This is a genomic window from Calothrix sp. NIES-2098, from assembly GCF_963875125.1.
Lineage (GTDB): Bacteria > Cyanobacteriota > Cyanobacteriia > Cyanobacteriales > Nostocaceae > Aulosira.
In genome coordinates, this window is the sequence record NZ_CAWNKJ010000001.1 from 242,281 (window position 1) to 264,018 (window position 21,738).

At 40.3% G+C, this 21,738-nt stretch carries 15 protein-coding genes; 5 read left to right on the forward strand and 10 right to left on the reverse strand.

The annotated features are described in order from the left end of the window. Positions 1 to 279 precede the first annotated feature (279 nt). Entirely contained in the window at positions 280 to 3,942 is a 3,663-nt protein-coding gene (gene smc / locus AACU33_RS00965) for a chromosome segregation protein SMC (RefSeq protein WP_096586628.1), read from the forward strand. 58 nt (positions 3,943 to 4,000) lie between these two features. After that, entirely contained in the window at positions 4,001 to 4,987 is a 987-nt protein-coding gene (locus AACU33_RS00970) for a PRC-barrel domain-containing protein (protein ID WP_096586629.1), read from the forward strand. 121 nt (positions 4,988 to 5,108) lie between these two features. On the opposite strand, the gene AACU33_RS00975 is transcribed toward AACU33_RS00970, so the two are convergent. The 6 genes from AACU33_RS00975 to AACU33_RS01000 form a co-directional block, all read right to left on the reverse strand. Then, positions 5,109 to 5,867 (reverse strand): hypothetical protein, encoded by a 759-nt coding sequence (locus tag AACU33_RS00975; protein ID WP_096586630.1) that lies wholly within the window; start codon positions 5,865 to 5,867, stop codon positions 5,109 to 5,111. A 272-nt stretch (positions 5,868 to 6,139) separates the two neighbouring features. Further along, on the reverse strand, positions 6,140 to 7,771 hold the full coding sequence (locus AACU33_RS00980) for a tetratricopeptide repeat protein (protein WP_096586631.1): 1,632 nt from the start codon (positions 7,769 to 7,771) through the stop codon (positions 6,140 to 6,142). A 324-nt stretch (positions 7,772 to 8,095) separates the two neighbouring features. Next, entirely contained in the window at positions 8,096 to 8,302 is a 207-nt protein-coding gene (locus AACU33_RS00985; RefSeq protein WP_096586632.1) for a hypothetical protein, read from the reverse strand. A gap of 193 nt (positions 8,303 to 8,495) precedes the next feature. After that, positions 8,496 to 9,098 (reverse strand): superoxide dismutase, encoded by a 603-nt coding sequence (locus tag AACU33_RS00990; protein WP_096586633.1) that lies wholly within the window; start codon positions 9,096 to 9,098, stop codon positions 8,496 to 8,498. A gap of 712 nt (positions 9,099 to 9,810) precedes the next feature. Then, entirely contained in the window at positions 9,811 to 11,415 is a 1,605-nt protein-coding gene (locus tag AACU33_RS00995) for a bifunctional pantoate--beta-alanine ligase/(d)CMP kinase (protein ID WP_096586634.1), read from the reverse strand. A gap of 214 nt (positions 11,416 to 11,629) precedes the next feature. Further along, complete coding sequence (locus AACU33_RS01000; RefSeq protein WP_096586635.1) at positions 11,630 to 12,733, reverse strand: septal ring lytic transglycosylase RlpA family protein; 1,104 nt, start codon at positions 12,731 to 12,733, stop codon at positions 11,630 to 11,632. A gap of 805 nt (positions 12,734 to 13,538) precedes the next feature. Here AACU33_RS01000 and glsA point away from each other — a divergent pair. Continuing rightward, complete coding sequence (gene glsA, locus AACU33_RS01005; protein ID WP_096595076.1) at positions 13,539 to 14,546, forward strand: glutaminase A; 1,008 nt, start codon at positions 13,539 to 13,541, stop codon at positions 14,544 to 14,546. A 249-nt stretch (positions 14,547 to 14,795) separates the two neighbouring features. Further along, entirely contained in the window at positions 14,796 to 15,338 is a 543-nt protein-coding gene (locus AACU33_RS01010; protein WP_096586636.1) for a hypothetical protein, read from the forward strand. 161 nt (positions 15,339 to 15,499) lie between these two features. On the opposite strand, the gene AACU33_RS01015 is transcribed toward AACU33_RS01010, so the two are convergent. From AACU33_RS01015 to AACU33_RS01025, 3 genes are all read right to left on the reverse strand, one after another. After that, the gene (locus AACU33_RS01015; RefSeq protein WP_096586637.1) at positions 15,500 to 16,081 is read right to left on the reverse strand and encodes a hypothetical protein; all 582 of its coding nucleotides are present in this window, start codon (positions 16,079 to 16,081) and stop codon (positions 15,500 to 15,502) included. Positions 16,082 to 16,261: 180 nt separating this feature from the next. Then, positions 16,262 to 17,134 carry a hypothetical protein gene (locus AACU33_RS01020; RefSeq protein ID WP_096586638.1) on the reverse strand — a complete coding sequence of 291 codons (873 nt, stop codon included), beginning with the start codon at positions 17,132 to 17,134 and terminating at the stop codon, positions 16,262 to 16,264. A gap of 169 nt (positions 17,135 to 17,303) precedes the next feature. Beyond that, on the reverse strand, positions 17,304 to 17,678 hold the full coding sequence (locus tag AACU33_RS01025) for a transposase (protein ID WP_096586639.1): 375 nt from the start codon (positions 17,676 to 17,678) through the stop codon (positions 17,304 to 17,306). A 309-nt stretch (positions 17,679 to 17,987) separates the two neighbouring features. On the opposite strand from AACU33_RS01025, the gene AACU33_RS01030 reads away from it, so the two are divergent. Then, positions 17,988 to 19,409, forward strand: coding sequence for a WGR domain-containing protein (locus AACU33_RS01030; protein WP_096586640.1), 1,422 nt, complete (start codon positions 17,988 to 17,990; stop codon positions 19,407 to 19,409). Between the two features lie 402 nt (positions 19,410 to 19,811). Here AACU33_RS01030 and AACU33_RS01035 read toward each other — a convergent pair whose 3' ends face one another. Beyond that, positions 19,812 to 21,722 carry an HlyD family efflux transporter periplasmic adaptor subunit gene (locus tag AACU33_RS01035; protein ID WP_096586641.1) on the reverse strand — a complete coding sequence of 637 codons (1,911 nt, stop codon included), beginning with the start codon at positions 21,720 to 21,722 and terminating at the stop codon, positions 19,812 to 19,814. Positions 21,723 to 21,738: the final 16 nt, after the last annotated feature.

Genomic DNA, 21,738 nt, shown 5'->3' on the forward strand with positions numbered 1-21,738 from the left:
ACATTCTGTTGAAAATTAGTTTATAAAATTTCATTGCTGCTAACACTTATTTTTCAAACATGATATAAGTAAGACTGCTATATTGACGCTAGTACAAATGTTCGGCACAAGCATCAAGAGAATGGCTAAGAATTACCAATTCCCCATAACCCATGCTATTTACCTGATTTCTCTGCGCTGGGAGTTGTTGGATAAATCCGAAATTCTCTGGCTGAACTAGTAGACAATCTATATTTCCTTGCTACACTTTTACTTCATTAGCCCAGCAAAAGAGCGCCTATGGTTCATGTAAAGCGCGTCGAACTTACCAATTTTAAGTCCTTCGGTGGTACTACCCAAGTTCCTTTGCTGGGGGGGTTTACTGTCATATCTGGGCCGAATGGTTCTGGTAAATCGAATATTCTTGATGCGCTGCTGTTTTGTCTCGGACTCGCCAGTTCTAAGGGAATGCGAGCCGATCGCTTACCAGATTTGGTAAATAATACTCAAACAGCTAAAAGTCGTGCGACTGTGGAAGCTAGCGTCACGGTGACATTTGATATTACTGATGCAGTCTCCCTTAACGATACTAAGGCGCAAATTCAAGACAGCCTGGAAGAAATAGAAGTAATAGAAGTTGAGGAAACCGAGGAAACTGAGGAAGACAAGTCAAACTCAAAACTTCCTAATCCCGAAACGTCGAATGAGTGGAGTGTCACCAGAAAGCTGCGGGTGACGCACCAGGGAACTTATACGTCAAATTACTATATCAATGGCGCATCTTGCACTCTCACAGAATTACATGAAGCCTTGGAGTCGCTGCGGATTTATCCCGAAGGCTACAACGTTGTCCTTCAAGGGGATGTCACCAGCATTATCTCGATGAACGCCAGAGAACGGCGGGAAATTATTGATGAATTGGCGGGGGTAGCAGCGTTCGATCGCAAGATTAACCAAGCCAAGGATACTTTAGATGAGGTGAAGGAGAAGGAAGATAGTTGTCGGATTATTGAGACAGAATTAACTGTACAACGCGATCGCCTTTCTCAAGACCGAGCCAAAGCCGAAAAATATCAAAAACTCCGCGCAGAATATCTATCTAAACAATCCTGGGAAGCTGTGTTATCGTGGCGTTCTCTACAAGCACAGCAAGAAAAATTAGCTAACCAAATTCAAAATGGCGATCGCAAATCTCAAGAACTTTCGGCGGAACTGACAACTCTTAACACTACAATCGAGCAAACAACCGTTGAACTCGATCAACTCAATGCTCATGTGAAAGCTTTAGGGGAAGAAGAACTTTTAGCCGTACAATCTAACCTCGCCACCCAAGAAGCCGAACACAAACAACTCCAGCGTCAGCGCAGCGAATTAGAAACAGCTACCCAAGAAACTGCGAAACGTCAGGCGCAAAACCAGCAAGAAATTCAACAGCACCAACGTTCCTTAGAACAAATTGCGGAAACCCAGGTTGTCGAAAAGCAATCGATTGTTTACTGTCAGCAACAAAGAGATGAAGCACAACAAGCTTTAGAAACTTCTCGCCAAGCAGCAGCAGAAATTGCTTCGGCTTCGGAAGCTTGGGTACAGCAACAAACGGCGTTAAACCGTCAAATAGAAACTCTGCTGCAAACTCTCGAACCGCAACGCACCGAACAAGCACAGCTAAGAGAACGTAACGATCAGCTACAGCAGCAAATTCAAGAGCAAACCCAGCTAGTTGCCACTTTAGAACCAGAATTAGCCACAAAACAAGCTGAGTGTAGTCGTTTAGAAACAGAATTTAACACCTCTAGCGAACCAATCCAAAACTTAGCGCAAAATCTCGCCGCTACCGAACAAGAACTGCAAATTCAACAAGATACGCAAAAGCGGCTTTTACAAGAACAACGGGAAAAACAACGACAATTAGATAAACTAGAAGCGCAAGCGCAAGCACAGCAAGAAGTTCAAGGAACGCAAGCTAGCAAAGTCATCATGCAATCGGGAATGCCGGGACTTTGTGGCTTAGTGGTACAGTTAGGCAGAGTCGAACCCCGCTTTCAACTGGCTTTGGAAATTGCTGCGGGTGGACGTTTGGGACATATAGTGGTGGAAGATGATGGGGTCGCCGCTGCGGGAATTGAACTTTTAAAGCAGAAACGCGCCGGGAGAGCTACCTTTTTACCCTTAAATAAAATTAACGCTCCCAGATTTACCCAAGATGCCACACTGCGTTTAGCTGGTGGTTTCGTTAACTATGCTGTTAACTTAGTTGAATGCGATCGCCGTTATAAAGATGTCTTTAGCTATGTTTTTGGTAACACCGTAGTATTTTCCACCCTCGAACAGGCGCGGAAAAACTTAGGCTTATACCGCATCGTCACTCTCGACGGGGAATTATTAGAAACTAGTGGCGCAATGACTGGTGGTAGTAACAACCAGCGTTCATCGTTGCGGTTTGGGAACGTGGAAGCCGCAGAACCGGAGGAAGTAGCCGCTTTAAGAAACCGCTTAGGGGAAATTGAACGAGTTTTAGAACGTTGTACTGAAGCCATCAATAAGCTGTCAATCAAAACCAAAGCCTTGGCGCAAGAAGTCACAGAAGCACGTCAAGCACGGCGAGAACAGCAGTTGCAATTAGAACAATTGCAAAAAGAAATTAAAACTTTGACAGCGCAGTTAGAAAATACGCGATCGCAATTAGCGCAAAATAGTGAAAAATTCGCCACTGCGCAATCGCGCTTGGAGGTTCTGGCTCGGGAATTACCAGGACAAGAAACGCAGTTGCAACAATTGCGACAAACTTTAGCAGAATTAGAAGCATCGCAAACCCCCAGCGAATGGCAACAAATTCAAGCAACTATTAAAAACCAAGAGCAACAATTACAACAAAGAGAAACAGCATTACGCGAAGCCGAACAAAGATTAAAAAATCTCGAAAATCAGCAACAGCGCTTGCAAGAAAAAATCCAAGAAGCAGAGGAACGAATTACTCAATACCAGCAAGAACAAGAGACACAACAAAATCAATTAACAGCACTCAGCACTCAGCACTCAGCACTCAGCACGCAAATTGCTGAAACCCGTGTAAGGTTGAGTCAGATGGAACTTAATTTAGGCGAAGAAAAACAAAAACGCGATCGCACCGAACAAGAATTGCGATCGCATCTCCTGCGTCAGCAACAATTAGAATGGGAATTGCAAAAACTCCAAGAAACTCTCGTAGCACGGCGAGAGGAATTAGTTAACGTCAAAGAGCAACTGCAAACCTTAGCACCAGAACTGCCCGATCCCTTACCAGAAGTCCCAGATCAAGTAGACTTAGAAGAATTGCAGAAAGAATTGCGATCGCTTGCCAAACGCCTGCAAGCAATGGAACCAGTAAATATGCTGGCTTTGGAAGAATACGAACGCACCCAAAACCGCCTGCAAGAACTGACACAAAAACTGGAAACCCTAGAAGCAGAGCGCACAGAATTACTTTTGCGGATTGAAAACTTTACTACCTTACGTCAACGCGCCTTTAAAGAAGCCTTCGACGCAGTTAACGAAAACTTCCAATCAATTTTCGCCACCCTTTCCGACGGTGACGGCTACCTGCAACTAGACGATCCCGAAGATCCCTTTAGCAGTGGGTTGAATTTAGTTGCACACCCCAAAGGTAAACCAGTGCAGCGATTAGCTTCCATGTCTGGGGGTGAAAAATCTCTGACAGCTTTAAGCTTTATCTTTTCCCTGCAACGCTATCGCCCTTCACCCTTCTATGCCTTTGACGAAGTAGATATGTTTTTGGATGGGGCAAACGTAGAGCGATTAGCTAAAATGATTAAACAACAGGCAAAGCAAGCACAATTTATAGTTGTGAGTTTGCGCCGCCCGATGATAGAATCAGCCGAACGCACAATTGGCGTTACTCAAGCACGGGGAGCGTATACCCAAGTTTTGGGAATTAAATTGCAAACCGACCATACATCTGCTTGAGTTTTTGTTAATAATAGTGTATAGATTAACCGGATTCGAGATCAGGACTCGGTATAGAATGACCTCTGAACAGATAATTAGGCGTTCCGACATATTAAATACTCAGGTGATTACCCGCGATAACGGTAAGCGAGTAGGCATCGTCAGTCAAGTCTGGGTGGATATTGACCAGCGAGAGGTTGTGGCTCTTGGCTTGAGAGACAGCCTGATCTCTATTTCTGGTATACCGCGCAATATGTACCTTAGCAGTATCAGCCAGATTGGTGATGTCATCCTGGTAGATAACGAGGACGTAATTGAAGATATTGAAGTTGAAACTTTAAGCAACCTGATTAACTGGGAAGTAATTACAGAAACCGGCGAAGTACTAGGTAGAGTGCGGGGCTTCAAATTCAATGGTGAAAATGGCAAACTTCATTCCATAGTCATCGCTTCTTTGGGATTGCCACAAATACCTGAGCAAGTCTTGAGTACTTACGAACTATCAATTGAAGAAATCGTCAGCACAGGCCCCAGCAGATTAATTGTATTTGAAGGAGCCGAAGAACGCGCCAACCAGTTGACAGTTGGCTTGCTAGAACGCTTAGGTATTGGTAAAGCACCTTGGGAACGCGATGTTGATGAAGAATACGGCTATAGCGCCCCTCGCACCGTCGCACCCGCGAATCAACTACCCAGCGGTGTACCATTACAACCACCCAAGCCCAAAGTTCGCACCCCCGAACCCGTAGCACGGGAAGAATGGGATGAGGACTATGTGGAAGAAGAAAGACCCCAGCGCCAAGTAATGCAGGCGCGTCAATACGAATCGATTCAATACGAAGAAGACGACGAAGAAGACAATTGGAGTGAGGCGACAGATAAAGACAGGTATCAACAACCTGCTAAATTTGAAGCTCAACCCTACAAAAAACCATACGCCGACGAATACGACAATTATGACGATGTAGATGGCGATGCTTGGGACGATGCACCAAAGCCCGTCAACATTCCGAAGAAAGTCAAAGAAAAACAACCCGAATACGAAGAAGAAGGCGGATATTAAACTTATCCCTAACTCCAAACCCCTCCTTGCTCACGAGTAAGGAGGGGTTTTATTTTGACTTGATTTTAAAATTTGCCGACTACACTACAAAAACCTTATTTCTCGGTCTTCTTCATCTCAATTAACTACAGGTAGGTGCTGAAGCCGAGTTCATCTTTGTTAAATCGCCAGTAAATACAGCTGTGTATTGATAAGGTGATGAACCAGAACAATTCATTGCACTTGTATTAGTGCGGCGGGGAGTCCACCAGGATTTTGCCCCTACAGTTAAATTTGCACCATTCCATAATAAACTGTTGACTAGTAAAGAATTAGTTTTACCATCATTTGGTCTTTTAGCAGTTAGAAATGTGGCATATCTAACGTTACCATTGGTTGGATCGATCCGGGCGATAATTGCTACTTTGGGCCCGCCACCACTACCATAACTAGTTAGCCAACGACCAATAGCAAAGCGCCCAAAATTATTTCCTGATTGGGTTCCGGTGGAGGAGAAAACACCATATAAAACGCTTCCTCCATCCCAAAGCAAGCCATAGCCTGAACCATCATCACCAGTTGTTTCATAATCGCTACGACACCATCTTTTAACACCATTATCAAAACGGACGATGCGAGGATCTTTGTTACTAGATGATACTTGCTGATAACCTATGTAGATTGTTGTCGAGCCAATAGTTACTTTGGGGCCATTTTTAGCTTTGATTGTTGCTTCACTGTCATTACAAGTAAATGTCACTGCACTACCAACAGATGACTGTACAGCAGTAGTTTGAGCAACTGCGAAAGGAGCTATTCCTGCGATCGCTAAATCAGCTCCTAATATCACTGATAGAGATAGGAAAGCCAAATTTTTTGGCAATTTGTGATTATAACTCATTGAATTGAGTTGATTAGATTACTTGATGTTTAAAAAATTAAAATACCATAAAGTTTAAGAAATATTTCAGTAAAGCTAAATTTTTGTTAGATTTTTTGAGCGTGTGTTGTTATTAAGCATCAAGTTGAATGTTAAAATCCTAGCTTCTTTGTATTTTTCTAGTTACAGATTTCTTACTAAAAAGACACAAAGTATTTTCAAGTTAGTTCTTCACTGAAAAATCCTACAACCCTCTTCTCCGTTTCCTATTGTTAAGATAGAGATTTTACTTCTTAGAAATTTAAAATGTCTAAAGACTTTTCAATTTCCAAATCTAGAATTCTTTCCCTTGCATCATTGTGTTCTGCTATCTTGCCTTCTTTCCAATAAATCTCGGCTGCTTTTTGAAAATCCTCAAGTGCGCCTTGCTTATCTCCTAAACTGAAACGAGCATGACCGCGGTTATAATAAGCATCTACATAATTAGTGTTAAGCTTAATTGCCTGAGTGTAATCTATGATTGCAGCCTGATAATTTCCTAAGTCAAAATGAGTGTTACCTCGGCTGTAATAAGCATCAACATAGTTAGGATTAATTTTGATTGCCTGAGTATAATCGGCAATTGTTCCTTCATAATCTCCTAAGTCTGCACGCGCTTGACCGCGGTTATAGTAAGCAACAGCATCATGAGGATCTATCTTAATTGCTTGCGTAAATTTTTGCTGTTCTAATAATAAATAACGAGAAATATTACTGTTTTTATTAGTAATGGCATAATGAGGATTAATTTTGATTGCCTGCGTGTAATCTTCAATTGCTCCTTGAGCATCTCCTAGATGGGAACGAGCATCAGCACGGTTTTTATAAGTAACAGCAACATGGGGATTAATTCTGATAGCTTGCGTATAATCTTCAATTGCTGCTTGATATTCTCCAAGCTGATAACGAGCTAAACCACGCTGATTATAAGCTTTGCTGTGATTAAGATTAATTTGGATAACTTGAGTATAGTCTGCGATCGCACCTTCGTAATCTCCTAGGTGATAGCGCACCATACCGCGTTTGTAATATACCTCAGCATTATGCGGATTCAGTTGCAAGGCTTGATTATAGTTAACAATCGCTGTATCAGATTCACCTTGCTCGAAAGATTTATCGCCTAGATTCTCATAAAACTGATTTAAGTCGGGTTCATACTCAAAGAAAATCTCTTCTTTTGCCGGATATTCTAATAGCTTGGTTAGTTGATTATTATTTTGATTACTTGGTATAACTTGCTGGCGATCGTAAGTATAAATTGCAGATTCTTTTTGATTAGGTGTAGCAGCCAGTAACTGTTCCAAATAACACTGCAAACCCCCACCATACAGCAATTGATTAATACCAAAGGAAATTCTTCCAGTTTTTAACTTAATCATTTTTGTAGGCAAAAAGCCAGCCAAAAAAAGGTGATATTCGCTCTGCGCTTCATGCACTTCTTCTTGAATGAGAACACAGACTACAACTGCATTTTTCTCAACTTCTTCGGAACTCACAGACCATCTAACTTTATCAAGACTGCCATGACGGGATTTGACCTCAACACCAATTGATGGGTCAGAAGTTAGGGTGAAATCAATTTTTCCATCCCCACCAAATCGCTTTTCATAATCTACTTCTGTAATAAAATCAGCTAACCGTTCTTTAACAACTTCTTCGCCAAGTTTGCCTTTTAAGTTGCTAATAAAAACGTCACGAACTAGCGAAGTACGTTTATATTTTTCTGCCATCTGCCAGCAAAATTCTCTGAGTGCTTTTAACCTCTCTCCAGAGATTATAGTTAGTTCGCTATATTGACCTTCTGTTTCACAATGAAGCAGACAACCAGTTGTTAACCTCTTAATAAAATCAGACTGTAGCGATCGCAGTAAGGTAATCCAATCCATTGATATTTCTGCGAGTCTTTTGATGAGATTATTTTATAAAAATATCGAATTGGCGTAAACCAATGTCATTGGTCATTATTCATTAGTTATTAGCCATTTCTCCCCACACCCCCCACACTTCCCACACTTCCCACACTCCCTCATCCTTTGCCTAATTACAATCGATCCTCCCCGGCCAGCCTGAACAAGGTAAGCTAGGGAGGATCTGTGAGAGATGAAACAACAAAATGCGATCGCAAGGGCAATTCGCTAAGCTAGGGTGTACTCTCATCCCTCAAGAGTACGCCTCACTGCTAACTCTGGGATATCTTGACGATTAAGTAATTAAAACACCTCATCTTCAATACCGCGCCACCATTCTCCCAACTTCATCAAATCTTCGTGAATATCTTGTAATTCGGTGTCGTATTCATTGTCCGAAAGCATGGCGCGACGTTCTTGAAGTTTTTTGAGGCGTAGTTGCACTAATAGCCAAGGTTTCGAGATGCTATTGGTTGCTTCCATGTATTGAGCCAACTGTTTACTATTCATAATATTTATATTTTCAATGCCATTACTTTTTAAGATACATGAGACAGCCACGAGTGGCCACTTTTCTTCAACAGAACTACTGTGTTAATTTCTCCGGCAAATCAAAAGCAGCCACGATGCAATATCTGTGACTGCTAGCAAGATTAATAAACCCAATTAATTTTTCTGGCTTTACTAGCTATTTTTCAGCCAGTTAGGCTTTAGCTAAATTTTCAGCAGCAAAGTCCCAGTTAACTAATTGATCGAGGAAGTTTTTGATAAATGCAGGACGGGCATTTCTGTAATCAATGTAGTAGGCGTGTTCCCAAACATCTAGGGTTAATAATGCCTTTTGTCCATGAGCTAGAGGGTTCTCTGCATTTGGTGTCTTGATGACTTTCAAAGTACCACCATCATCAATCAGCCAAGCCCATCCACTGCCAAACTGAGTTGCTGCGGCGTTAGAGAACTCTTCTTTAAATTTATCGAAGCTACCAAAAGCTTGATCGATTTTATTGGCTAGTTCGCCCGAAGGTTGACCGCCACCTGCTGGTTTCAGCGAATTCCAGAAGAAGGTGTGGTTCCAAACTTGAGCAGCATTGTTAAAGATTCCAACTTTAGAGGCATCTTTAAAAGAAGCTTTGATTACTTCTTCTAGTGACTTATCAGCAAGTTCTGTACCATCGACTAGCTTGTTAAGGTTGTCTACATAAGCTTTGTGGTGCTTGCCATAGTGATACTCGAAAGTCTCACCTTTCATGCCATACGGCTCTAGAGCATTAAAGTCGTAGGGTAGGGGGGGCTGTTGAAATGCCATTGTGTGAAATCCTCTCTTTACCGTTTTCCAGTTTAAAGCTATTCAGTAGCTTAGGAAATTACAGCTTTCGTTTTGACAAGTTTTATGACCTTCTTAGTGAAACATAAAACTTAACATCGTCATTTTACTACCAAAGTGAAAATTAAAACACAGGATTTTTAAAATTAGTTAAATCCCCAGTAGCGTTATGGGAATTGCAAAATTTCTCTAGAAAATTTTATTAACTTAGGAAAGCATCTCGGCAAGTTTTCGCCAAATTCAAAACCTTCTTAATTTGCATCAGATCTGTATGCCGATCTCATTTTGGAGCATGAAAATTTTATCTATGCCTCCAGCTTTTAACCTAGTCTTAACTTAGGTTTTTTTAGCTAGTCATAGTAGTCGCAGCGATGAGTTGCCTAGGTGAAGGCGACGGATGCAGGCGAATAGTTTGGTCAATTATCTAAATTTTAAATTTTATTTCTGATTATATATATAGCTAAATGCCATACCTGCAAAACTTCTAACCCAGGTAGGAGCAATTAAATTATTTAAAATCAGTCTTTAGCTAGATGAATTAATTACACAATCAGTTATTATTCACATACATAAAAGCTGGCTGCAAATTTATTTTCAGTCAATTATTTAATTTTTAAATTTTCAGAGAGGTGAGTGAGTGGTAGATCGCTCACCTCTGTATATCCAGTCTGTCATTAATAGGAAACTATTCAAATTACCATTGCAATAACTGCTCTTGGCAATAGCTAACGATTTTGGCTGTGACTTCAGATACGCTGAGACCATCAGTTTGAATTTCAATCGCATCTGTTGCTTTTTGTAAGGGTGAAACTTTGCGCGTGCTATCTTTCCAGTCACGTTCGGCAATATCTCGTTCTAGCTGCTCAAGACTCACTTCAGGTTGATTTTGTTTTTTAAAGTCTTGCTGTCGGCGACGCGCGCGTTCGCTGACTGAGGCTGTTAAGAAGATTTTGACTTCAGCATCAGGAAATACATGGGTGCCAATGTCTCTGCCTTCAGCGACTAAACCACCTCTTTTGCCCCAGCTTTGCTGTTGTTTTACCAAAGCTTTACGTACAGCGCTTTGGGCTGCGATCGCCGATACGTTAGATGTGACTTCAAGAGTCCGAATTTCTTGAGTGACATTAGTATTATTAATCCAAACTTGCACAGGAGATTGTAAATCCTGACTGGGAGTTAGTTGGATTTCACAAGAATTGGCTAATTCAGCGATCGCACACTCATCATCAATGGCAATACCCTTTTGCAGCACCAGCCATGTAACAGCACGATACATAGATCCGGTGTCTAAATACACTAGACCTAGCTTGTCTGCTACTTGACGAGCTACTGTAGATTTTCCAGCGCCGGCTGGGCCATCAATAGCGATGATTGGTAAGCGATCGCTCAAGAGAATATTGTCAATCAAACGTGTAGAACCAAGACGAGCTGCGATCGCGAGCATTCCTTCCTCCTGAACTTGTACTAAAGACATTAATGTAGTCGGCTCAACCAATTCAATATATTCCACTAAGACAGTACTGACCATTGCTACTTCTTGCCGTACCGCCGCAATCAGCTCTTTGCTGTCGCGAACCCCTGACTTGAAAATAGCCTCAGCTTGCTGCAAGCCGCGATATAACACCGCGGCCTGTTCTTTTTCCGTTGCAGTCAAATATTGATTGCGAGAACTTAAGGCTAGACCAGACGCTTCCCGCACCGTTGGACAAGCAACAATCTCTACGGGAAAATTCAAATCAGCTACCAAGCGTTTAATAATTGCTAGTTGCTGACCATCCTTTTGCCCGAAGTAGGCTCGGTCAGGCTGTACCAAGTTGAAAAGCTTGGTCACAATCGTGGCCACACCTTGGAAGTGCCCTTGCCGAGTCCCACCACACAAGCCTGTTATCATAGCAGATGGAGGGATTACTTGTGTAACCTTCGCTTCTTGTATACTCTTCTGCGGAACTCCCATTTCTTCCGGAGTGGGCGCGAAAATTAGGTCTACCCCAGCTTGTTCGCAAAGTTGCATATCTAGCTCTAAAGTCCGGGGGTAGCGTTGAAAATCTTCATTTGGCGAAAATTGTAGCGGATTGACGAAAATACTGACAATAACCGTAGAATTTTCTTGCCTAGCTCGTTGAATCAAGCTTAAATGACCTTCATGTAATCCTCCCATTGTGGGGACTAGACCGACAGCCGTTCGATCCCAGCTAGTCATCTCATCTAGTACCACGTCTTCTAGAACCGCACACTTGTTTTCCGCGCGGCGTTTAGTTAAATAGCAGCTTAAAGCTGCGACTGTTGTGAGCAGGCGCACAAAATACCCCTAGTTTTTCTTGATCCCTCCCCCGTTAGTTTATATCTGAAATAGGGGGAAGAAATGTTTAACTAGGGGAATTTAAGTGATAACTAATGAAAACTAAAGAGTAGGGAGTCGAAAGCGGATAGGAAATTGGCTAAAGAAGTGTTAAGGATGAATTATGAAGTAATTTCATACCTCAGCCTTAAGTTGTCAGCCATGAAGATTATGTTTATCTGCCTAAAACCTCAATCTTCACGGGTGCAACGCCACTACCCATCATGCCTAAAATTCGAGCTGCGCCAGCAGAAAGGTCAAGAATTCGACCTCGAATGTACGGGCCGCGATCGGTAATCGACACCACTACAGAACGACCATTGCGGGTGTTAGTTACACGAACTCTTGTACCAAAAGGTAGGCTCCTATGGGCAGCAGTCATTCCTTCTGGATGAAATCTCTTACCGCTAGCAGTACGGCTGTCAGAACCATCATAACCGTACCAAGAGGCTATACCACGGAGTGTAATTTTTACCGGGCCAATGGCAACTTCTTGTGGCAACTTTGGTATCGATAATGGGGAACGAACTGGTAAATTAGCAATCTCCTTAACAGGGGCTGCATTGCCGATGAGTCTGCGCATCCGATTAGTGGCTTGCAATGCATCTTGTGCCAGATCGTTGGTGGGATTTGCTAATCGTGTATTTTCGTTGATTTCCACCAGTTCTTCGCCGTTTACCTTGATGGTATAGCGATCGCCTTTTTGCTGGGTGGAAGCGGCTTTATTTTGGTCTTGATTGGCAACTTTCGCTTCGCCGCCTCCCTTCCAACTGACACTAATCTTGCTGGCGTCTACATTGTCCCGATACAACTGGTTAATTTTTGCTGCTATTACACCAGCTTTTTGTACTGGGTCGTTTTGAGCCGCAGTAATTTGGTTACTTACATCCGAGATATTTCCAATGCTGGCTACCTTAGTAGCGTTGTTAGCAATAGGGGCGTACATTTGCACGCCCCCAGAATTTCCAATTACGCCGACCTTACTATCAGCACTAGCTGATGGTAAAGAACTCAAAAAGGTAAGAACAGGAATATTTCGGATAAAAAGGGTTGCCGCCTGACGACCTTGAATGCTGTGCGAATGAATTTCTGCGATCGCAACATCAGAGGTCGGTTTCCCTGCTGGGGATTGATACTCTCCTACCTTAACCACATCACCTGCTGGTGATGCTTGGGAAGCTAGCGCAGTTCCCTTGGTAGTTTGAGTGCGACCGACTGAGGGCATCCCTAAAACAGTCAGAAACAGGGCGACAATAGTCCACAAATGTCTTTGATTCATGCGTCCGATTTTAAAGCGACTGTAGAACAGAAGTTTTACGGTTCGTGGGATTTTGCACCACTGAAATAAAGTGACGACCCCTACAACTTGAACTCGTTCCGCTTTCACTTTTTGTTCATAACTGCAACAGACTAACACGAACCTTTGAGCTTGGGGATCAGGGTTTTAGCGTAAGTCTTGGTAACTTTAGCAAATTTTAAATCGGTTTTCAAGCCTCAAACCTTTCTCAAATGCGGATTTCAACTGTGTAACGTTTTTTTTGGGAAGTAGGGCTTTTCTTATGAAAAATTAACATTTTCGCAGTCTTAAATTGACTCAGCCAACTGCAAATTTTTCCCTTAATATTAACACTGTTGGTAAATTTATATGCCCAATAATTATCTATATAAATTTAAAAAAAATAATAACTTGTTAAACTAAATCTTGCGAATATATACTGATAAAGACTCATTTTATCAAAGCTTTGTATTTCATTTTAACTATTTTGTAGCAAGAGTTACAGCTTTAGTGCCTGAAATATAAAATAAATTAGTTGAAAAGCTATAATGTAAAAAATAATACATTTATTGTATGAATCTTGCGCTTGTAAGCGTTACATAAGTTACTGATTTCAACAGTATTACTAAGGAATAAAAATTAAATTAACAATATGTAATATTTTTTACAAGTAGAGAAAATATATCAAGATTAATAGCACAAAAGTCATCAGTATATGTAGATTAATTTGCCAACTGAGAAAATAGAATCACATTTCTGCTTACAGTAATTGAACGAGTATGATTTTTTAGAGCAAGCTGTAAGCCTCATGGTCACTCAAGGAGATTTAGAAACAGTTCCATTGCCTTATCTAGATGTTCTCAAGGACTTGCATTCCAGGTACAAGTCACTTAGAGATGGTGCAGTAGCAAACTACATTCCAGAATTGGCAAAGGTAAATCCCGACTTGTTTAGCATCTGCATTGTCACTGTAGATGGTCAGATTTATGAAGTTGGGGATTTTGAGCAACTATTTACCATTCAGTCGATTTCTAAAGTATTTGCCTACGGACTGGCACTTGAGGATCATGGAAGAGATTATGTTTTGACCAGAGTTGGCGTAGAACCGACAGGAGATGCATTCAATGCCATTATCCTTGATGAACAATCAAATCGACCATTAAACCCAATGGTAAATGCCGGGGCGATCGCTACCACTAGTTTAATCAAAGGTGCGGGTGCAACCGAACGCCTCAACCGGATGCTGGATATGTTTAAACGATACATCGGTCATGATGTATTCGTTGATATTTCTGTATTCACCTCAGAACGCAGCACGGGACATCGCAACCGTGCAATGGCGCATCTCATGCTCAACTTTGGCATGATTGACCAGAACATTGAGGAGTCCTTAGATCTATACTTTCAGCAGTGTGCGGTCATGGTCAATTGTCGTGACTTAGCAGTCATGGCGGCGACTTTAGCCAACAAAGGTATCAATCCTATTACTCAGGAACAAGCGGTAAAGAAAAGTTACATTAAAGACATTTTGAGCGTAATGTACACTTGCGGGATGTATAACTTTGCTGGCGAATGGGCTTATAAAGTCGGTATTCCTGCGAAAAGCGGTGTTTGTGGCGGAATTATGGCTGTTGTCCCCCATCAGATGGGAATTGCTGTATTTTCGCCACCCTTGGATAAACGGGGTAACAGCGTGCGGGGGGTTAAAGTATGCGAAGAACTTTCCCAGCAGCTTGGTTTACATCTATTTGAGTGTTCTGGGAAAGGGTCAAAGTTTGGATGTCAGGAAACTGAGGGGAATTTGAAAATTATTTAAAGGATGGGGCGCTCGCACAGTTTAGGACTCACACAACTAACTATATTATTTACTTTTTGAGTGGGCAGAGGCTAGTAGTGATCCGCCTACTTCAGACTTTATTTTTTATATGTCACATAATTTACATATTTTTAAATTTGTCATAGACAGTGGAAGTGATTGTTTATGTATAAATTTATAGATTCTATTTAGTAGGAATTTTTTGAATTTTATTCCCCAATACATTTTCTTTGTAGCAGTTTTAAAATTATGCCCCAGCAAACAGAAGTATTAGTTCAGCAGGGAGTAATCAAGGCTTCTAGGAACAATTTACTTAGTTCTATTGATGAAGCCATAGAGCATTTTGAAGATTATGAAACGCAGATAATCCTCAAAAAATATGGTTTTGATGTAAACTCTCTGCTTGACGATTTGAATGATTCTAAGGATTGGATATCTCAACTAATCAACGATCAGCAAAGCTGTCATGCTGCTGTAGCAGAATACATACATAGCAACAGGAGTTTGGGTTGGATGTCAGAAGATTGTGAAGCAATCATTCAGCAATGTCGAGAAGAAATTATTGCCTCAATAGAATTCGGCGGTGAATATAATTCTAAACTAGAAAATTTTGCTTTTGAATTAAAATCTCATCTATCTAAATATCCGGAAAAGCACAAACAAGTTATTCAGGAATTAAAAAATGATAAACAAAAAGAGATAAATGCAGAAAATGAGTATTCAGACAAAGTACTTTTGTATGAAAAATATGATGTTATACTCCGAAGAATAGATGATATTCCTGAAAAATAGTTTTCGGGAGTTGCTCTAAAAGTTTAAGCCATTTGATTTTTGAAATATAGGTAGGGTGGGCAATGCCCACCTAAACTTCAGCTTCAATCATAAGAAAATTTTTGATCAAAAAACACACGTAATTACTATACTTCGTCTAAGTATACTAAGGACAAACTAAGCTATTGAGAAATTAAGGGTTTCCGATTTCTATCACGCATACGTTTTGCTAGTTGAGGGTTAGGTCTGGTAAATTGTTCACCTGTAAAAATTTCAATGCTTGCCAGGATTTCTTTTAATTTTTTTGTTGACAATTCAATTTTTTCTATTTCTTTACTAAGATTGTTAATTTCTTCACTTAGTAATTGATATGTCGTACTCTGGGAATTCAAATTTACTAGTTCATGTTCTATTTGTTTTTTTCTATGTCTACTTTGTTCTAATTGGTTTTCTAATCTGTGAATATCTCTACTAAACCTGAGAATTTTTCTAGGCAGATTTCTATTAATAATATCTTGTTTTATACGTTTTTCTTCTTCCAAAATATCCTGTGACTTTTTATGTAATTGCTCTGTTTCCCTGTCTGTAATCTGTGTTAACCCTTGAAGTAATTCTGGTTTTGGATTTTTTGTGATTTCATTTGTGTGTTTATTCAAGGTTTGTTGATCTAAATAAAAAACTTTATGTTTTGTCACAAGCAAAGCAGCAAAAATACCACTAACAAAGGCTATTACTATAAATAATACTTGACTAATAATTATCATATTTTATTTATTTTAATACTAAAAAATATCTTTGGGATTTACAGATCAATACATGAACATATACAGCATTCTATCTTTTAAGTTATGTGCAACTAGATACTTGCATACCTGCTAAATAAATAATTCTAAACTTTATAATTATTAAATCTCATGATCTTAAATCACTCTATACATAACTTGTTAAGAGTTTTCTAACAAATGTATTCGCTCTTCAATCTCTTGCATTTGTTCGCTATCATAGTTACTATGAAGTTCTCGTAATATATTTTTCATTTGTTCTAATTGTATCTTCAAATTTGGATTTGCATTTAAGCTATGATTGTTTAAACTATAAAAAATATATTTAATTGCTCCTAATTCTTCCTCTAAACACTCTAGAATTGCACTTCCTTGATAATCATATTGTAAATTTTGCAGAATCCGAATTGCTCTAAGACGTTCTTGCAAAGCAATTGGCTGATTAAACGTCTGGTATTCTTTAAAATAAAAAGGTTGTTGAACTTGCTGTTGTATATCTATCTGTTCTGCAGATAGAACAGAAACTTGATATTCTAGCCATTTAAGCTTTACCTCAATTCTATATAGTTTTTCCTCTGTTGCAGTCCACAAATTTTCCTGTAAGTTATTCTGAATTTTAACTAATTCTTCTTTTTCTAGCCAATCTTGTAATTTTCTTGTAATAGCCTCTTTATCTTGTTCACGAGATAAAACACTTGTGAACCATTGATATCCAAAAAAAGTTAGTGAGATAGTTACTACCGTACCTACAAGTGATAAAAAAATCGTATCCAAAAGGCTCTTGTTGTACTCTTTCATCAACTCTAAAGCATCTTGGGTATCCTCTTTAGGAGAATTTGAACTTTGAGGGAGTGGGGTATTAATTTTACTGTTAGTCGATGGGATAGCGATCGCAGTTAAAGGTTCTTGAGCATAAAGCGGTTTATTAAGACTTTGCGTACCTAAAAAATATCCGATGGATAAAGATAAACAAATTAAGAAAATTAATATAAGATTATGTTTGTGAAAAAATAATCGATAATTATGTTTTTGCATGAGTCTACGTAATTGTTAAACTTCAGAAATATTAGTCTGAAATTGCAATAACACTTGAAAATCAGTCCGAGAGCCGTTCAAATTATGACAATAAACTTGGGATGCTTGATGCATTTTACATTAGTATCAAACATCTCAAGCCATTTTGAAAACTAAAGTTACTTCTGCTTTACAAGCGATCGCACTCCACAATACTCTGCAATAGTTTCTGCTCTTCAATCATGGCGCGACGGATACGATTAATCATATAGCAAGCTGTATTTCTATTTACCTCTATTTTGGAAGCTAGAGCGCGTACTGTGATTGTGTTTGGTGACTTTATCACAAGCTCAATCGCCAAAAACCACTTATGTAAATCTACATAAGTTTTATGAAAGAGAGTTCCAACTGTAACGCTATAGGAATTAAAGCATGTGTTGCAATGATACCTGCGTTCTCGCTTGATTGCTGTAGAATTAATTGACTCGCAATAGGGGCATTTTGGTGTTCCACTCCAGCGGATTTTTTCTAAGTAAGCTAGGCAATCTTCGTGAGTGCGTGTCATTTTTAAACCCAGAGTTACTGAGTTAAAAAGACGCACAGTTTGACTGTATAAGTTACGTAAAGCTTAATTTAGCCAATAACAGCGAAAATTCAAGGCTGTTTGCCTAGGAATATAAGTTTTTATAAAAAAGCTACAGTTAATTTATGCTACCAATACTCAATGCCACGATCGCTTTTAATACAGCAATACATACTGATACCTCTGGATTGTAATTCAAAGCGATCGCCATTATTCGACATTTAACCAAGGTAGCAGTTAGAACAAAGTAAGAATTGTTACTTTTAAATTTTGTTTTAACGAGAAAATATTATGACTGAAGAAAAGACATACTTAGAGCTTTCAGAAGCTAGTGGCGGCTCCCATAAATTTTATGAAGTTATCGTCAAAGATACGCAAGTGACCATACGCTATGGTCGCATTGGTGACACAGGACAAACCCAGACTAAAACTTACCCCACCCCAGACAAAGCTAAAGCAGACGCTAACAAAAAGATCAAAGAAAAACTGGCGAAAGGTTACGAACACGCCGTTATGGGCGTGCGCCAGAAGCGTCCTGTTACCCGACGTGCAGTTACGAGTACCCAATCGACAGCCCAACAAGCGCCAATTTTGTGGAAATTTAATTCTAATTCTGCCGCCTTTGGCATTTTTGTTGACAGTAATCGCTGTTGGGTGGGTAATCAAGCAGGTCAAGTTTTTGCGCTAAATCACCAAGGTCAAGTTATCAATCAGTTTAAGCTTCCCGATGGCGTTAAATGTTTAGTTGCTGATGATATTTGGATTTATGCTGGCTGCGATAACGGCAACGTCTACGACCTCACAGGCAAATTACCACGTATTGCCTATGAAATTGATGAAAATGTTGATATTTTCTGGCTGGATATCAAAAACGGTTTATTAGCAGTCTCCGATGCCAACGGTGGTGTCACCACCATCGATCATGATGATGAGTCACAATGGACTCGTTTAAGTCAAGGTGATTCTGGCTGGATGGTACGTTGCGACGAAGTTGGTGTTTATCACGGTCATAGTCAAGGCGTGACTATGTACGATAACAAAGAAGGTCGGATGCTTTGGCATCAAAAGACTGCTGGCGGTGTACTATTTGGTTGGCAAGAAGCATCAGCTGTTTATGCGGGTGCAAGCGATCAAAAGATTTACTGCTTTAGCAAGAAGGGTGAGGCTGGCGCAGTTTACAAATGTGATGCTGCTGTCTACTCTTGCGCTACAGCCTTAGATGGAAAGTATGTTTTTGCTGGTGACAATAGTTCTTCGATTTACTGCTTCAACAAATCAGGAGAACGCCTTTGGAAACTTGGAACTGGTTGCGGTTCTGCTTTATCTATGCAATTTTTTGAGCATCGCATTTATATTGTCACCACCGATGGTTCTCTGGCTTGTATAGATACTAGTGAAGCTGCTATCCAAGCCGCCCAAGTGGGTACAATTCCGCAAGCAGCTATTATTAAAGCACCAGCCGGAGAAGGTGCAGCACCTTCCGCAGTGGTGGAAACTACAACAGATACCAGCCAAGGAGTAATTGTTGAGTGCTTCCGGGAAGGGAGTAAACTCAGGGTGCGGGTTGTCTCGCTAGGATATAACCCTAACTGGAAAGTACAGTTTCCTAAAGATATCCGCCAAGAAGGACAGCGTTATCTTGTCCAAGAAATACGCGAATCAGCTAGTGGAGGTTTTTACCGCGCTTATGGTGATATTAAAAAGTTAGTCTAGCAATTTGAATAAGTTCGTAGTTATTTGTAATTCGTAATTACGAATTAACTAAGTCGGTGAGAAAAAACCAAACTATGTAAGGAAAAGTAAAATCTATGTATTTTGCTCGTAGTTGCGCTTTAGCGCTATAAACGCAACGCAGCTTCTCGCAGAGTAGCGTGACTACAAACAAGTGATGATTATTGCACCAACTTATACCGATTCTCTATGAAGATGCATAGAATAAAGCTTCATAGAGAATTGGTATTATGCTTGCTAATTTTAGTATAGGACTCTTATTTGTAGGAATTATGCATTAAGAGGAAATATTGTATGTCTATGATTAAAAAATTATATTTTTCCTAGGGGTTTCGCAATGCGAAACCCCTACTTGCTCTCAGGACAAATTACGCTCAAAAAATGCTAACGAGTATATTTAAGACTTTCCATCTTCCCTAAAAACTTATCTGTGAAGATACTTATAACAGTGCGTTTGCGAACGTTAATATTAGCACTTAAAGACATTCCAGATTGTAGTGGTACTTCTGCACCATTAATATTCATTGATTGCTTTGTTAGCCGAATTTCTGCTGGGAAACGATAGTATTGATGGGTTTGATCGGGTGGTAAAGCATCAGAACCGACACGAATTAATTCTCCTTTAATATCGCTAAATTCAGTGTAAGGAAAAGAATCAAGTCTGACATCAACAGGCATTCCCGCTTTGACAAAGCCAATATCATTATTGGTGATGAAAACTTGTGCAACTAAATTTTCTGGAGGCACAATTTTGAGAATAGATTCGCTGCTGTTATAAACGTATCCCGGACTACGAGGCTTTAAATCAAAAACAATACCATCATTTGCAGCTCGCAGTTCTTGGTATTTCATATTTAACTGGAGTTCGCTGATTTGACTGTTAATTTCTTGGATTTTTTTATTGTTTTCGACAATAACTTTGGTAAGTTGACTATCTATTTCAGTGATGCGCTTTTCGTTATCGGCGATTTTGCTAAGTAATTCTTCTTTAGAAAGGGCGATCGCATTTTGTAATTTCTTTTGTCCTTGGGCGATCGCTAATCTTAAACGTTCTTCTTCTTGCACCAAGCGGTTTACCTCAGCTTGGCTAGCATCTGCTGCTTGTCTTCGTTCTAGATAAGGTAAGCGCGCAAATGCTCCCTTTTGCACGAGAGTTTCTAAGTTATTGGCAATCTCTAAATTTGTCTTCAGACTACTTCTAGCGTTAATCAGTTGGACTTGCACCTGATTTAGCTGCCGAGTTAACTGTTCTCTATCCAACCTGACTGACTCAATGCGAGACTCTCTTTCTAATTGCCTAGTTAGTAAGCGTTGGCGAAATCTTGGATTTAAGTCGCGTATTCCCTGCCCTTCGTTTAATTCTGCCTGAAACAGTTGATTTTCCTGCACCAATGCTGCACGATTTTCTGTTAGCGCTGCTAATTCGGGTAAATTCTGTAACTGCTTGGGACTAGAATTAGCTGTGAGCGATCGCATCTGCGTTTTGTAAAACTCATTTTCTGCCATTAAGCTGGCGCGAACTGCTTGCAAAGAAGCTAATTTCGCCTGACTGGTGGTGCGATCGAAGCTAACTAACAAATCGCCTTTTTTGACTCTTTGCCCTTCCTGCACGTGAATTTGGGCAATTACCCCGCCAACTGGTGCTTGAACTTCTTTCACAAAACCTTTCGGTTCGAGTTTACCTTGCACGGCAACAGATTCGTCAATCTTGGCATTACAAGCCCAGATGACTGCAAAAGTTGTGACTCCAACTATGCTCCAGACAATAGCATGAGACCAAGCACGAGATTGTTTGAGGATGACAGGCTGATCGAATTCCTCTTTCTCCTCAGGTAAAGTCAGTCCGGAACCACCGAAAACACCTACATCTCCTTGTAGAAGCAGTTGCCATTGACGCTGGGCTTGTGGGAACCGCTTCCAGATTAAAAATATTCCTCCAACGGCAAACAAGAATAAAAATCCGCCCGTAGGTAGAAGCATTTCCAGATGAAAAGGGCGATATTCAACAGCATCAACATAATTTTTCTGATAATCGCTCTTTTGTTGTAAAAACGGTTGATTTTGGGATTGGGCTTGCGCCACCGTTGAGTCGATTTTACGCTCGCTTCGCGAATCTTCACGAGCGATAGGTGATGAAAGTGCTAACTCCATGCTTTCTGGTTGACTAACACAAGCACTTGGATCGGATGTTACTGGAGTTTTATCATCAGCACGAATTTCTTGGCAAGAATTAGCAGGTGTTTGAGAGATTTTGGAACATTGTGTGCAAGCTAGCAGCAAAGATAAATCTGGCATAGTTCTACTGGGTCGT

Bases quoted from the DNA above. Each gene is read 5' to 3' on its own strand.
- glsA (WP_096595076.1), top strand. From the start codon at position 13,539: ATGGTCACTCAAGGAGATTTAGAAACAGTTCCATTGCCTTATCTAGAT.
- smc (WP_096586628.1), top strand. From the start codon at position 280: ATGGTTCATGTAAAGCGCGTCGAACTTACCAATTTTAAGTCCTTCGGT.
- AACU33_RS01030 (WP_096586640.1), top strand. From the start codon at position 17,988: ATGACTGAAGAAAAGACATACTTAGAGCTTTCAGAAGCTAGTGGCGGC.
- AACU33_RS00975 (WP_096586630.1), bottom strand. From the start codon at position 5,867: ATGAGTTATAATCACAAATTGCCAAAAAATTTGGCTTTCCTATCTCTA.
- AACU33_RS00990 (WP_096586633.1), bottom strand. From the start codon at position 9,098: ATGGCATTTCAACAGCCCCCCCTACCCTACGACTTTAATGCTCTAGAG.
- AACU33_RS01010 (WP_096586636.1), top strand. From the start codon at position 14,796: ATGCCCCAGCAAACAGAAGTATTAGTTCAGCAGGGAGTAATCAAGGCT.
- AACU33_RS01035 (WP_096586641.1), bottom strand. From the start codon at position 21,722: ATGCCAGATTTATCTTTGCTGCTAGCTTGCACACAATGTTCCAAAATC.
- AACU33_RS00985 (WP_096586632.1), bottom strand. From the start codon at position 8,302: ATGAATAGTAAACAGTTGGCTCAATACATGGAAGCAACCAATAGCATC.
- AACU33_RS01020 (WP_096586638.1), bottom strand. From the start codon at position 17,134: ATGCAAAAACATAATTATCGATTATTTTTTCACAAACATAATCTTATA.
- AACU33_RS00980 (WP_096586631.1), bottom strand. From the start codon at position 7,771: ATGGATTGGATTACCTTACTGCGATCGCTACAGTCTGATTTTATTAAG.
- AACU33_RS01025 (WP_096586639.1), bottom strand. From the start codon at position 17,678: ATGACACGCACTCACGAAGATTGCCTAGCTTACTTAGAAAAAATCCGC.
- AACU33_RS01015 (WP_096586637.1), bottom strand. From the start codon at position 16,081: ATGATAATTATTAGTCAAGTATTATTTATAGTAATAGCCTTTGTTAGT.
- AACU33_RS01000 (WP_096586635.1), bottom strand. From the start codon at position 12,733: ATGAATCAAAGACATTTGTGGACTATTGTCGCCCTGTTTCTGACTGTT.
- AACU33_RS00970 (WP_096586629.1), top strand. From the start codon at position 4,001: ATGACCTCTGAACAGATAATTAGGCGTTCCGACATATTAAATACTCAG.